Annotated in this window: 14 protein-coding genes; 7 read left to right on the top strand and 7 right to left on the bottom strand. The window is 49.2% G+C overall.

What is annotated here, in order from left to right; translation table 11 throughout:
• Positions 1-21 precede the first annotated feature (21 nt).
• The 3 genes from KNP67_RS11370 to KNP67_RS11360 are packed head-to-tail and all read right to left on the bottom strand — an operon-like array spanning position 22 to position 2,701.
• Entirely contained in the window at positions 22-1,068 is a 1,047-nt protein-coding gene (locus KNP67_RS11370; RefSeq protein ID WP_131472725.1) for a DUF58 domain-containing protein, read from the bottom strand.
• A 5-nt stretch (positions 1,069-1,073) separates the two neighbouring features.
• Positions 1,074-2,000, bottom strand: a complete 927-nt coding sequence (locus KNP67_RS11365) for an AAA family ATPase (RefSeq protein WP_131472723.1) — start codon at positions 1,998-2,000, stop codon at positions 1,074-1,076.
• Positions 2,000-2,701: a hypothetical protein gene (locus KNP67_RS11360; protein WP_131472721.1), complete on the bottom strand. Its 702-nt coding sequence runs from the start codon at positions 2,699-2,701 to the stop codon at positions 2,000-2,002. Before KNP67_RS11360 ends, KNP67_RS11365 begins: the two co-directional genes overlap by 1 nt.
• A gap of 188 nt (positions 2,702-2,889) precedes the next feature.
• Here KNP67_RS11360 and KNP67_RS11355 point away from each other — a divergent pair, with 188 nt between their 5' ends.
• The 3 genes from KNP67_RS11355 to KNP67_RS11345 all read left to right on the top strand — a co-directional run bounded on the left by KNP67_RS11355 (position 2,890) and on the right by KNP67_RS11345 (position 5,646).
• Positions 2,890-3,561 (top strand): WGR domain-containing protein, encoded by a 672-nt coding sequence (locus KNP67_RS11355; RefSeq protein ID WP_131472719.1) that lies wholly within the window; start codon positions 2,890-2,892, stop codon positions 3,559-3,561.
• A gap of 73 nt (positions 3,562-3,634) precedes the next feature.
• A complete protein-coding gene (locus tag KNP67_RS11350; protein WP_214756621.1) occupies positions 3,635-4,144 on the top strand; it encodes a PH domain-containing protein in 510 nt (169 codons plus the stop codon).
• Positions 4,141-5,646 carry a PH domain-containing protein gene (locus KNP67_RS11345; protein ID WP_214756619.1) on the top strand — a complete coding sequence of 502 codons (1,506 nt, stop codon included), beginning with the start codon at positions 4,141-4,143 and terminating at the stop codon, positions 5,644-5,646. Before KNP67_RS11350 ends, KNP67_RS11345 begins: the two co-directional genes overlap by 4 nt.
• Positions 5,647-5,788: 142 nt before the next feature.
• On the opposite strand, the gene KNP67_RS11340 is transcribed toward KNP67_RS11345, so the two are convergent.
• The 4 genes from KNP67_RS11340 to KNP67_RS15495 all read right to left on the bottom strand — a co-directional run bounded on the left by KNP67_RS11340 (position 5,789) and on the right by KNP67_RS15495 (position 8,674).
• Positions 5,789-6,931, bottom strand: a complete 1,143-nt coding sequence (locus KNP67_RS11340; protein ID WP_251130854.1) for a sensor histidine kinase — start codon at positions 6,929-6,931, stop codon at positions 5,789-5,791.
• Positions 6,921-7,601, bottom strand: coding sequence for a response regulator transcription factor (locus KNP67_RS11335; RefSeq protein ID WP_021067428.1), 681 nt, complete (start codon positions 7,599-7,601; stop codon positions 6,921-6,923). Before KNP67_RS11335 ends, KNP67_RS11340 begins: the two co-directional genes overlap by 11 nt.
• 20 nt (positions 7,602-7,621) lie before the next feature.
• On the bottom strand, positions 7,622-8,182 hold the full coding sequence (locus KNP67_RS11330; protein ID WP_214756617.1) for a VanZ family protein: 561 nt from the start codon (positions 8,180-8,182) through the stop codon (positions 7,622-7,624).
• Positions 8,183-8,551: 369 nt separating this feature from the next.
• Positions 8,552-8,674 (bottom strand): hypothetical protein, encoded by a 123-nt coding sequence (locus KNP67_RS15495; protein ID WP_255417482.1) that lies wholly within the window; start codon positions 8,672-8,674, stop codon positions 8,552-8,554.
• 286 nt (positions 8,675-8,960) lie between these two features.
• Between KNP67_RS15495 and KNP67_RS11325 the strand changes: the two genes are divergently transcribed.
• The 4 genes from KNP67_RS11325 to KNP67_RS11310 all read left to right on the top strand — a co-directional run bounded on the left by KNP67_RS11325 (position 8,961) and on the right by KNP67_RS11310 (position 11,967).
• On the top strand, positions 8,961-10,223 hold the full coding sequence (locus KNP67_RS11325) for an NCS2 family permease (protein WP_029595471.1): 1,263 nt from the start codon (positions 8,961-8,963) through the stop codon (positions 10,221-10,223).
• A 64-nt stretch (positions 10,224-10,287) separates the two neighbouring features.
• Positions 10,288-10,881, top strand: a complete 594-nt coding sequence (locus KNP67_RS11320) for an Imm64 family immunity protein (RefSeq protein ID WP_214756616.1) — start codon at positions 10,288-10,290, stop codon at positions 10,879-10,881.
• 109 nt (positions 10,882-10,990) lie between these two features.
• Positions 10,991-11,479, top strand: a complete 489-nt coding sequence (locus KNP67_RS11315; protein ID WP_214756615.1) for a DinB family protein — start codon at positions 10,991-10,993, stop codon at positions 11,477-11,479.
• Complete coding sequence (locus tag KNP67_RS11310) at positions 11,476-11,967, top strand: DUF3916 domain-containing protein (protein WP_214756614.1); 492 nt, start codon at positions 11,476-11,478, stop codon at positions 11,965-11,967. Before KNP67_RS11315 ends, KNP67_RS11310 begins: the two co-directional genes overlap by 4 nt.
• The last annotated feature ends 83 nt before the right edge of the window (positions 11,968-12,050 follow it).

The following is a 12,050-nucleotide window of genomic DNA, read 5'->3' as shown; positions in this document are numbered from 1 at the left end:
CCTAACTGGGCTTTTAAAAAGTCAGTTAGGTGATGCTATTTTTATGAGCTGAGCTTGCTTGTTTTTTATTTTCGTCACGTAAGGCGAGAAACGGGTTGAACCCATATAGTGATCTTGCTCCGATAGACTAGAGAGTAAAGCGAGGATGTTTTTAAGCTGCTTCGCCCCTTCTTGGATGCTCAAGTGATTGACATGTCCCTTTTGATCTAATCGGTTCACAAATAGCTCGACCTTCCCGCCGCTTTCAATCAATTCCCGACTGACCAATGCCGTATCCTCTATCAATTCTTCGAACTGATGATGAAGGCCGATCCCGTTCGAAGCTGACAAATCGAGGTACACCGTGAACATGTCTTGATTGACCGGCTGGTACAGTTTCGTTTGCAAAGTCGATTTTTTCGCCGTCGCATACCAGTCGATTTGTCTAGACGGTTCATCCTCATAGGGTTTCGAGGAGATTTGTAGTAACCGATCCTTAATTGGAGAATATTTAGAGACGCGCTCACCAAGCTTCAGGTGTGAGCGGATACGCTGCGCATGAGTACTTGAAATCGATGGATAGACCGTCCAACGTAAAGGGGGAGGCAAATAGAGTGTCAGCGTCCCTAACGATAGAGGCAAGCTAATCGTGATGGAGATTTCAGCTATTTCGATGGGCCCCCTTCGATTACCTGTAAGTTCGAAGACGAAATCAGATGGCAGCTCGTCCAATTCGATGATGGATTCCGTATGCCCCTCTAAGTTCACGACGTAAGGTCCATCCTTTGGCGTACGTATATATGTTTTCGTGCTCATGTCGTTTAAGAGGTGCACGTTCGCCAGTTCAAGGGTGAACTTACAACTTTCGTTCTTGAACAGAATCGAGTCGAACTGTCTCCACGTGACGTCCATTTGTGCAGTCAGTCGTTTCGTGTAACGCTCGATATAAAGACTTGCCGCCAAAAAAACAGCGAGAACGAATGAAAGAATCGAGAGGTACGGCACGAACAACAAGATGATCATCACTGAAAATAAGACGATTTGGATTCGTTTTTCAAGCAAGAAAAATACATTGGTCGTGATGTTCATCGGAGTCACATGCCCATCTCGACCGGGACCGGGACGGTCGACAAGATTTCTTCCATGACCATGGCCTTCGAGGACTTGATCTCGCCCTCGAGCGTCAGTGTCAACCGATGAGCGAAAACGTATGGGGCCAAGAACTTGATGTCCTCTGGTGTGACATAGTCACGATTTTGGATATAGGCATAGCTTTGAGCGGCTTTCGAGAGCGCGATCGTCGCACGTGGACTGATCCCCGTCTGAACGTTCCGGTGACTACGTGACGCGGTCGCGATCGAGACGATATAGCGTAACACGTCTCTCGAGATGTGGATTTTCATGGCATCGGCTCGATATTGCAGGAGTTGCTCGAAATCGACATTCGCCAATACCGCCTTACGGGTCTCGGTGACGGATTCCTCCAGCAATTGAAGTTCGAATTCTTCGGTCGGATACCCTGTATGTAGACACATCATGAACCGGTCAAGCTGCGCATCAGGCAAAGAGAAGGTGCCAGATGATTCAATCGGGTTTTGCGTCGCGATGACGAAGAATGGGGTAGGAAGTTGATAGGTCTTGCCCCCGACCGTCACCTGTCGTTCTTCCATCGCTTCGAGCAATGCGGACTGGGTACGTGGGACGGCCCGGTTGATTTCATCGATGAGCACGATGTTGGCGAAGATCGGGCCTTGCTTGTTTTCAAACTCTTGCGTCTTTAGATTGAAAAAATCTGAACCGACAATATCTGACGGTAATAAGTCGGCTGTGAACTGAATTCTTGAAAAGTCGCCGTGGAAACTCGTCGCTAACGTCTTGGCCAACATCGTTTTCCCGGTGCCAGGTACATCTTCTAAGAGCACATGTCCGTTTGCCAACAGCGACGTCACACACAACTCTACTACTGTCGGGTTGCCCAAATAGACTTGGTTGATTTCCTCAATCATCGTACGAATGTTCATCAAGATTTCTCTCCTTTGTAGTGTTGTATATACTGTCTGACAGATACTTTGAAATCATGAAGTGAGCGCTCGTCGATCACGTTCAGTTCTCCATATCGCACATCGGCATAAGGTTTCACAGATTGTTCGAATCGAATGCGTGCAAACCACTCTGAGACGGTCTCGTGAGGTTTTCGTTTTTGAGTGTCGCTCAAGGTGTCATTCAACTCCACGAGTAGTTTCCCAAGCTCAGTATCAGAGGCATAGAGAAAGGTTGGTGTTGTATTGGTCACCGTGTTCATGTTGGCTCGAGATGATAATGGTCTCTCGTCAGCTGAGGACGATGTCGCTTTGCGTCGCCGTTTATCCCACCAATCGTGTACGCGCTTGTAGTTCTTGAGAAATAAAATGAGCAAGAAAGCTATAACGGCCCATTTCAGGACGTCTGAAGTATCCCCTTGGTCTTCACCAGACGTCTTTTTCTCAAACCGTTCTTTCGACAAAAGATCATACCACTTCGGTATATCATTAGTATCCTCTAGATTCTCTGTTTTATCTTTAAAGGTTGCCAATTCACCGTCGATGTACCTTGGATTTCCCGACATGTCTTGTTGGGTCGGGCGATCTACAATCATTGTATAAAGGAAAGTACCCCCGATTTTAAATAAAGCGACGATGATTAAGGTCGATATGATGAAATAATACATTTTTCTTTTCTGCATAAGCCCTCCTTCATCGATAAGTCTCTATGATAACTTAGTCTTCTTAAAGGAATTCAATGTATACTTATATATTCCTTTATAATAAAAAAATGTTAACAATTGAAAAATAATACATTTAAAAGCGAATCACCAGATTGGCTAATTCACCGTATAATGAAAACATAATAAATATTATTGGGGAGTGGCAAATGAAGGTCCATTTACTGCACACTACAAAATTTTGGAACATCCGCGTCGGCACAGACGAGTTCGTCGTCCAGTATGGAAAGCTCGGTACGGTCGGTAAAGTCCAACTAAAGTCTTTTGATACGGCAGAAGAGTGTAAGAAAGAAGCCGACAAACTCGTCCGTCAAAAACTAAAGAAAGGGTACGTTGAGGTCGAGTACGACTGGGACAACCATCTTTACTTAGATGACCCAGAGATCGGCCCGCATCCGTTGACGGCCCACCCGGCGTTTATGCAACATTTCCAGGAAGACTTTTATTTAGACTGTACGGACGAGTTCGCGCCGTTCGGGAGCGATGAAGGGGCCGACGTCCTCGACATGTTCGGAGAAGCGCTTCGAAAAGAGCAGGACTTCGATTTTCTGGAAGGGGCGTATGCCGTCCTGTCTGACTGGCTCGAGGAAGACATCTCGACGCCGGACGACTGGATGTTGAACGGAGATCGTTTCGTGTGTGACGTCGTCATCCTCGCGAGCGCGTTCGCTTCAATCAAACTGACCGGACGAATCACAGATGCGTTGAAACGTTCTGCCCATGAAGCGTTAACCACAATCGTCGAGGAAGTCGAGCCTGAGGATACGCATCGGTTTCAGCTAATCAACGAACAGCTCACCACTTTCCCCGTGTCGAAATGAAACTTTTTCAGAAAAACGGCGTATACTAAAGAGAGAGAAGGACAAACGTCCGAACGAATAGGGGGAAACACCAATGTCAGACATAGAAACAACACCGACATCATTCAGCGGCACATTGCCAATCGAGGCACGCACCGTCTTCCGACTGTCGAGCGCGATCTTTTATCTCATTGGGCTCGTCATCACAGGTGGCCTCGTCGCCGCCGCGCTTTATTTTGACTGGCCGACATGGCTGCAATATACGATGTACGTCTTACTCGCCATCGACCTCATCTATAGTGTGATTGATATTGTCGTCTTCCAAAAATGGAAGCAAGAGCGGTTCACGTATGATGTGAAACCACTCGAGATTCGCTTGCATCACGGCATCATCACGACGCACGATGTGTTGATCCCGATGACGAAAGTACAATACGTCCACGCCCAGCAAGGCCCGCTGCTACGAAAGTACGGCTTGCAGACGATCACGATTGGAACGGCGGCCGGGTCGCACGACATTTATGCAATCGAGGAGTCGTTCGCGAAGACGCTTCGTGAACAGATCGCCGTCTACGCCCGCATCGAGGAGGAGGATGTCGTATGACGGAAGCCGCCCTCACGTGGCATCGGCTGCCGAGCCGCGTTTTACTGTTACGGGTATTAGAGGTCATCAAGTCGTTCGCCATCCCACTCATTATCTTGTTCGTCTTGAACAATGACTGGGAGTCGACGTTCGGCATCATCTTGCGGGTCGGGATTCTGCTCTTTCTCGGGCTCGATGTCCTGCAGAAGTTCTTTGGCTGGCTCAACTTCCGGTATGCGCTCGATGAGAAGACGGTATACATCATCGACGGTAATTGGATCAAGAAAGAGAAGTCGCTTCCGCTCTATAAGATTCAGAGCGTCCACTCGAACAGCCCATTTTTGTACCGTTTGCTCGGCGTCGTCGAATTGACGTTCGACACGAACGCGAACAGTGACGATGCCTCGTTCAAGCTGGCCGGTGTCTTCCCGAACGAGGCGAAGCGGCTCGAGGACATTCTCGACCACGTCCGTCATCGGAAAACAGAAACTGCCTCACCGATAGAAGGAGAGGCTGAAGCAACGTCAGAACCGCTATCAATCGAAAAGCCGGCAAGTCGGTTGTTATATGCACTATCGACACGAGAAATCATTATCGCCTCGTTGACATCACTATCGGTCTTCGCGATTTTCCCTGTCGCTTCGACAATCATCTCGTCCATCGATGACTTCATCAATCTCGACGGGACGTTCGATACAATCGGCGATTGGGTCGTCCACGCGTCGATTATCGCGATTGGCCTGCTCGTCCTGACGGTCCTGATATTGTCGGTCGTCATCGGCATGGTCATCAACTTCTTGAAATACGGGAACTTCCGGCTCGAACGACGCGGGGACCGCATCCGCGTTGAGAAAGGACTGCTCAACCGTTCCGCTAAAGAGATCCCATACGAGAAGATTCAAGCGGTCCGGGTCAAAGAGACGTTCATTCGGCGCTGGTTCAACATCGTCGGTGTCGAACTCGTCGCGGCCGGGACGATGGACGAGTTGAAAGACGAATCGTCAACCATCCTCCCGTTCGTGAAACGGGAGCGGGCGATGACCGTGTTGAACGAGCACTTCGACCAGTTCGTCTGGTCTGACACGCTTCATCGCTTGCCAAAACGTTCGCTCTGGGTCAAACTGCTACGCATCAGCTGGGTCGGACTCATCGTCTCGGGTGTCGTTTTGTATTTCTTCCGCGATTACGCCTGGTGGCTCGTCCTACTGTGGGCCATCATTATCGGCGGTCGCCTATTGAGCTATATGACGACGCGCTACGCTCGCAACGGTCAGTTCATCGAGCTGCGGACAGGGGCCTTCAACGTCAGTTCATTCTTGACGGACAAGCCGCGGATCGAACAGGTCCAAGTGACACAGACGCCACTCCAACGCCGTTTCGATGTATGTAACGTCCTGTTCTCGACACGGGGTGGCTTGCTATCGAATGAGATGATCGAGGACATCCCGAAACAAGAGGCAGAAGCCATGCTGAACTGGTTCTCCCGCTATACGGTACAGGAAGATATGAAAACACCGGGCTAACGGATAGCCCGGTCAGGTGATCGACGAGCCACTCGCGTGTTGCGAGTGGCTCGTCTTTTTTAATCGGCTTGAGGGCTCGCTCCGACATAAGATTGAAGTTGATCCTGTTTGGTGTGAATGCAAAAATCATGGCGCGTGTAGGTCACACGGGCCATGATTTTTCATGAACAGCATTGGAAGAGACTTTTGGGAGAATGATTGTGAACGTCGTTTCTCTTGGCTGACTCGTCACGTGAATCTCGCCCTCATGTAAATCGATGATGGACTTGGCGATGGCGAGACCGAGACCTGATCCGCCGGTGTAATGTGCGCGTGACTTTTCCACTCTAAAAAATCGTTCAAACACGTATGGGATGTCACGTGATGGGATGGCCTCCTCGCCGTAATTCGTCATGTTGATAAGAACCGTTTCATCCGTATCTTCAATGAACGTATCGATATACGTTCCGTCACGACCGTAACGAATCGCATTCTCGAGTATATTTTCAAACACACGGACGAGCTTCAACGCATCACCTTCAACGATGGGTCGCTTGGCTGAGGAACTGAATCGAGCTTCCATTTCAACTTCCGAGAGACGTAACGTCGACTGCATGATGAGCTGATTGAGCAATTCATCGAGACGGATCTCACTTGTTTGCAGCGCGATTCGGTCGTTTTGTAGAAATGTATAGTCAAAGATATCGTTAATCAATCCTTTCAGATGGATCGCATTCTCATGAATGACTTGGATGTAATGACGCAATTCCACCTCGTCCCGGTAACGGTCGCTGTGAATCAAGTCAAGATAACCCGTGATTGACGTGAGCGGGGAGCGTAAGTCGTGCGCGACGTTCGTCACGAGCTCGTGCTTCAAACGATCAGCTTGAACCAATTCCTGCTCCGCTTTTGCCGCACTGTCCGAGATGGCGCGAACGGTCGCCATCAACCGCTCTAGCTCTGGCGGGACCGATGGTTCAACCAAATCACGATTGGCATGGAGTTCTTCGACAAGTGAAGTCATCCGCTCAATGTGAACCTGTAAATACCGTTTACGCTCATATTGATAGATCAACACGAGACAAACGATGACCATCAGACTGTAAAACATGACGATGACACCTTCCCGGAAATACGACAATACGATGATCAGACTCTCCACAAATCGTGAAGACTCCTCAAAGTACCAGACGGCAGGCAGTAACAGAACACCGCTCAGGGTGGCGACTCCAAACGCAATCACCACATACAGCAGACGTTTCCACATCGGGATGAACGTTATGACGCGCCATATATTATGTCTCAATTTTATATCCCACTCCCCACACCGTATGAATGATGACCTCATGTGGCACAACGGCATGTAATTTCTCGCGGATGTTACTGATATGAACCATCACCGTCTGGTTCGACCCGACGCCATGCTCTTGCCAGACAGCCTCAAATATTTCTTCAGAGCTATACACCCGGCCTTTATGTTTCGCCAGTAAATACAAAATCTCAAATTCACGTGCAGTCAATCGAATCGTCTGCTCTTGCATCATGACGGTGTGGCTGGCTCGATCGATGAGGAAAGGGCCAGCTTGTACACTTGAGGACTCGCTTGGTCGGTTATAGTTTGAACGGCGCAGCAATGCTTTAATACGTGCCATCAACTCGAGCGGATTGAACGGTTTGATGATGTAGTCATCGACTCCCGTCGTCAATCCCAATATCTTATCCATATCACCCACTTTGGCACTGACCATTAAGATCGGAATTTGGCTCGTCTGGCGCACCCGCTTACAAAATTCAAGCCCATCCATCCGAGGCATCATCCAATCTAAAATGATTAAGTCAAACGATTCTTGGTTGAACAAGTCAAGCGCCATTTCCCCGTCGGTTGCCATCGTCGTGTGATACCCGTCATTTTTTACATACACATCAATCAGTTCTGCGATTTGGACATCATCATCCACTAACAAGATTTTTGTCATGCTTGAAACTCCCTCGCGAATTAAAGTTGGAAATTCTGATACAAACGTCGGAACGGGGCGTATTGGACGACGAAGCGAACGAGTAAGAACCCTAAGAGCGCCCCGAACGCATTTGCCAATAAATCATTCACATCCGTGCTTCGTCCACTGCCTAGTGTCGTGCGCACCAATAATTGAATCAGTTCAAGGATCAGACTAAACTGAAATCCTAATTTAAGTACTTCTTTTTTCGTGATCGACGGTTTCAAAAATGGAAGATAACAGCCGAACGGGAGGAACATCACGACATTCAGCACAAATGAATACACATCGATGGTCAAAATCGGAATAAAATTAATCGTTCTCCACCACGGAACTTGATTCGCATACTTTCCTAAATTGACGTCAATCGGGAAAAACACGAAGTGAAGGACGCCTAATAAGTATATCCCGAATGATAGAAGCAAAATAGTTTGTGCGGCTCTTACATGTTTCTTGCGAAACAACCAGACGAGTAACGTGATGAGTCCGAGGATGGCGAGTGGGATGAGAACGACCCCTGATTCGATTGTGAACATAACTGAATAATTCTGATTATACATGGGAATAAACCTCCTAAGAATTTGAACTGTCTTCAGTGTAGATGGCAGATTTAAAGAATTCTTAAAGGAGTCATAAATGAAATCTAAAAAAGGCAAAGCGCTTTGCTCTGCCTCGAACTGTTGAACAATCAATCAAGGAGCTTGCTCTTGGAATGATGCCAGACTTCCCGATATCATTCGTCACGTCAACTTCACCGTTTTCGTGTTTCTGTTACTGAAAAATGGGAACAAGTATGGTATGATGCAAGTAGAAAGAGACCGGTGCTGGACACACCGGCCTCTGGCGTACAGGTTACCACTTTAAGAGTGGCCCAGCCGCCACAATGGTTAGTGAATCAGAAAGTGACCCATCTCATTGCGCCGAGGGGGTCATTTTTTTGTGCGTTCAGACGTTGCACGATCGGATGTTTGGTGTAACACCAAGTGAACGATGATCGGAGCGAGGATCGGGACGATCACATAATCGCCGACCCAGGTCCATAGTTGTTCCATCCGCACCACCGCCTTCCTCCATTGTGGACTTGGCGGCTGACCCCACTATTGCTGCGTTAACCTGCCTCTTCATTATAGCAGATTCTTGTCAGAAAAGATGCTAAAAACAGGAACGTTTGTTCTTATTTTAGAAATTGAACCTTTCGTCCGAATGGGTCTCATGACTAGGTCCAAAGATGGATTTGAACCAATAATAGCTTGTATGTCAGAGGTCAGACAGGATATAATCAATCTCGTGTGTATAACCACATGGGTGGGTGAGGGTGCCAATAAAGGATTGATTCCTATGGCAAAACAAACAGAATGGAAAACAGAAACATACGGGGGCGTGCTGAACTTTCTGGCGACAGCATACATCCCGGCCGTTCACGCGGCAATCTTGACACAAGCCGGACTCCCGTTCGAGGGAGCGCTCGTCGGAGCGATTTTGACAAGCATCATCGGAACGTTCATCGCAGGGCTGTTCAACTTGCCGCTGCTCCTGTTACCAGGGATGGGCATCAACGCGCTGTTCACGTACACGCTCGTCCTGCAGATGGGGCTGAGCTGGCAAGGCGCGCTCGCTGTCTCGTTCGTCTCAGGGGCGCTCGTCGTCCTGTTGACAGTAACGAAAGTGGCGAGGAAACTCGCGAACGCGTTCCCACCGATCATTCATGACGGATTGACGGTCGGACTCGGCCTGTTCCTTATCTTGATCGGACTCGAGGCGGCGGGGATCGTCTCGGGCGGTGGCGGGGCACTGCTTCATATCGGAGACCTCGGGGAACGGCCGGTACAGGTCGCGTTCCTGTCGCTCTTCGTGGCCATCCTTCTCTTTTTGAAGATGGGACCGAGCAGTTTCTTATGGACGATCGCGTTCGGAGTCGGCTTGAGCGCCGTCATGGGCACGCTCGACTGGACCGGTGAGTTCGCGCTCATGCCGTTCTTCGAGTCGTTCGGCACCGTGTTCGGCAACGTCTCATTCGCCGAGTCGGCGTCACCAATCTTCCTTGTCGCCGTCGGCGTATTGACGCTCGTCTTGCTGATTGAGAACATCAGCCTGATCCAGAATCAGACGCGCGCCATCGGCAAGGATGCGGACGCACCGAAAGGGCTCGTCGCCCAAGGGTTATCGACGATGGCTGGTGCCATGTTCGGCTCGAGCCCGACCGTCTCGACGGTCGAAGTCGCGGCCGGCATCTCGGTCGGCGCTCGGGGCGGCATCGCCTCGTTCGTCACATCAGGCCTTTACGTCGTCTCGCTCTTGTTGTTGCCGCTGTTCGCGATCATTCCGGTGACGGCGATTGCGCCGGTGTTGATTATCATCGGCATGATGATGTTCCAAAACGTGAAGCATCTCCCGCTCGACAATTGGGAGCATGCCTTCCCGGCGATTCTCGTCATCATCATGATTCCGTTCACGTATTCCATCGTCGATGGCATCGGGCTCGGATTCATCGCCTACACGATGATTGTCTTGTTCAAGAAGGGCTATCGATCGCTCAGTCCGGTCGTCGGTGTCTTGACCGTATTGTTCTTGGTTTTCTTTTCTTTACCAGTCTGGCTATAAGATAGGGCGGTGCCGTGTATACGGTGCCGCTTTTTTTGTATGATGAAACAAAGGAGGTGTTTGAATGGATCAAGCAGGCGGATTCATTTCCATCGGGATGGCTTATCCGAGCCATTATCCGTTACCTGAACTTGCTCAAAATGTATGTGCGGAATTGTTGAGTAGCGGTGGCGAAATCATAAACGTGACATACAGTCAGGATGAGGCGGGCACTAGTTGGACGACAACGACAGGTACCGACTTTGCTCAGATCGGACATTACGGATCTATCCATTTACGAAGCAACTATTTTGGAGACGTGGACATGACGATGACCGTGTCCCTTCAAGAGATGTACACCTATGTCGGGATTCTCATCGATATAAAGTGGGATAATGTCGTCTCACACCCTGCATCGAGACCCGTGTTCACACAGAAAATCGAACGACTGCTCGTTGACGTGTATCGTCATATGCCATTCTCGTACGCGCTTGCCGGGCACGAACTTGAGCTCGACTGGGCACCTGATGCGTTTCCGACATCAGCGGACTGGTTGGATACGTTCCCTCTTTTTATGGTCCCGTCACCACAAGGCGTGATGGTAACTTACGGTTCAATTTCAATCGACGGGATGACTCCTCAAACCAATATGAAGAGGTCTATCCCGTTATATGCATAAGTGAGGCTCAATCACCTCAATCAAGCATTCCTTGATTGACGAAGCTCAGTGCTAAGCGGCCGGAACATGATACAATTTTCTTAGCTTATAACCGAAGGAGGATACTTTTATGACGAAAACCTCAGATGTCATCGACGAGTTTGCATCCTATATAGACTGGTTAAACACATTGTCGGGATTGGATGAATCGATGTGGGAAAAATCGATTGCAACCGACAAATGGTCAATCAAAGCAATCGTCCTTCACATCGCCCATTGGGACAATCATCTGTTGAACGTCATCGTCCCGGCCGTCAAGACCGGGGAAGCCATGATTTTCCCTGAATTCGACTCATTTAACGCGCGAGCGACCCAAAAAGCGAAACGTCTTTCGGGAGAAAACGTGTTCCAGTTAGCCAAAACGAGTCGGAGCTCGCTTATAGAAACGCTTCAGTCATTAAGTCAAGAGACGCTGACTTCGCACACGATGGCGAACGGGGTAACCCATTGCCCGCATCACGGTGTCCCGTATACGCTCGCCTATATCGTCACCGAGTTCATCGAACATGACCGGCACCACCAGCAGCAAGTCGACGCCATCTTGGGGCAAACCTCTTGAAGAGACGGGCAAAAGTACGCGGTGTCAGACGAAGACTGAAACGGGTGCGCCTGCATGTCAACGAACAGACCCAATCGTTCCCGACGACGTTTCATGACGGGTATTGGCATAACAAAATCCCGATTGATCAATCGTTCTTATCGTCTGTACAGGAGAACAGCCGGATTCAACGTGCGATTATCGAGGTGATGATGGAAGGGGCCTCACGTCTCGTGCATAACCGAGAAGAGGAGCGGTACCAGGTCGTCGTCTTACTCGATTTGCCGACGCTTTGGCAGTCCGAACTGCTCGTGTTTGAAAGCGATGCACGACTGAAGGCGTTTATGGATCGGGATACGTCAGAGCAGACGTGGACGCGGTTGCCTAACGATTGCGTATTCCTACAAAGACTCGACCTGTCAGCGGACGTCGAGGTGCATCGGTTCCACGAACTGATTCAAGATGAAGATTATATGCATAGTGGAGGAGTCTGGTTGCTCGTTCAATGAACGGGGAATTTTTTTGTGATTAATTATTAAAAATGAGTACGACACTCAAGGTAAACGAAAAAAACGATTATGGCAGTCTCGAG

Source organism: Exiguobacterium sp. s157 (genome assembly GCF_018618205.1).
In the GTDB taxonomy this organism is placed as follows: Bacteria; Bacillota; Bacilli; order Exiguobacteriales; family Exiguobacteriaceae; genus Exiguobacterium; species Exiguobacterium chiriqhucha.
This window is presented reverse-complemented; position numbering and strand designations above follow the sequence as displayed.

Coding starts and splice junctions, on each gene's coding strand:
- KNP67_RS11350 (WP_214756621.1), top strand. CDS start 3,635: ATGTCAGACATAGAAACAACACCGACATCATTCAGCGGCACATTGCCA.
- KNP67_RS11325 (WP_029595471.1), top strand. CDS start 8,961: ATGGCAAAACAAACAGAATGGAAAACAGAAACATACGGGGGCGTGCTG.
- KNP67_RS11345 (WP_214756619.1), top strand. CDS start 4,141: ATGACGGAAGCCGCCCTCACGTGGCATCGGCTGCCGAGCCGCGTTTTA.
- KNP67_RS11335 (WP_021067428.1), bottom strand. CDS start 7,601: ATGACAAAAATCTTGTTAGTGGATGATGATGTCCAAATCGCAGAACTG.
- KNP67_RS11360 (WP_131472721.1), bottom strand. CDS start 2,701: ATGCAGAAAAGAAAAATGTATTATTTCATCATATCGACCTTAATCATC.
- KNP67_RS11370 (WP_131472725.1), bottom strand. CDS start 1,068: ATGAACATCACGACCAATGTATTTTTCTTGCTTGAAAAACGAATCCAA.
- KNP67_RS15495 (WP_255417482.1), bottom strand. CDS start 8,674: ATGGAACAACTATGGACCTGGGTCGGCGATTATGTGATCGTCCCGATC.
- KNP67_RS11330 (WP_214756617.1), bottom strand. CDS start 8,182: ATGTATAATCAGAATTATTCAGTTATGTTCACAATCGAATCAGGGGTC.
- KNP67_RS11320 (WP_214756616.1), top strand. CDS start 10,288: ATGGATCAAGCAGGCGGATTCATTTCCATCGGGATGGCTTATCCGAGC.
- KNP67_RS11365 (WP_131472723.1), bottom strand. CDS start 2,000: ATGAACATTCGTACGATGATTGAGGAAATCAACCAAGTCTATTTGGGC.
- KNP67_RS11355 (WP_131472719.1), top strand. CDS start 2,890: ATGAAGGTCCATTTACTGCACACTACAAAATTTTGGAACATCCGCGTC.
- KNP67_RS11315 (WP_214756615.1), top strand. CDS start 10,991: ATGACGAAAACCTCAGATGTCATCGACGAGTTTGCATCCTATATAGAC.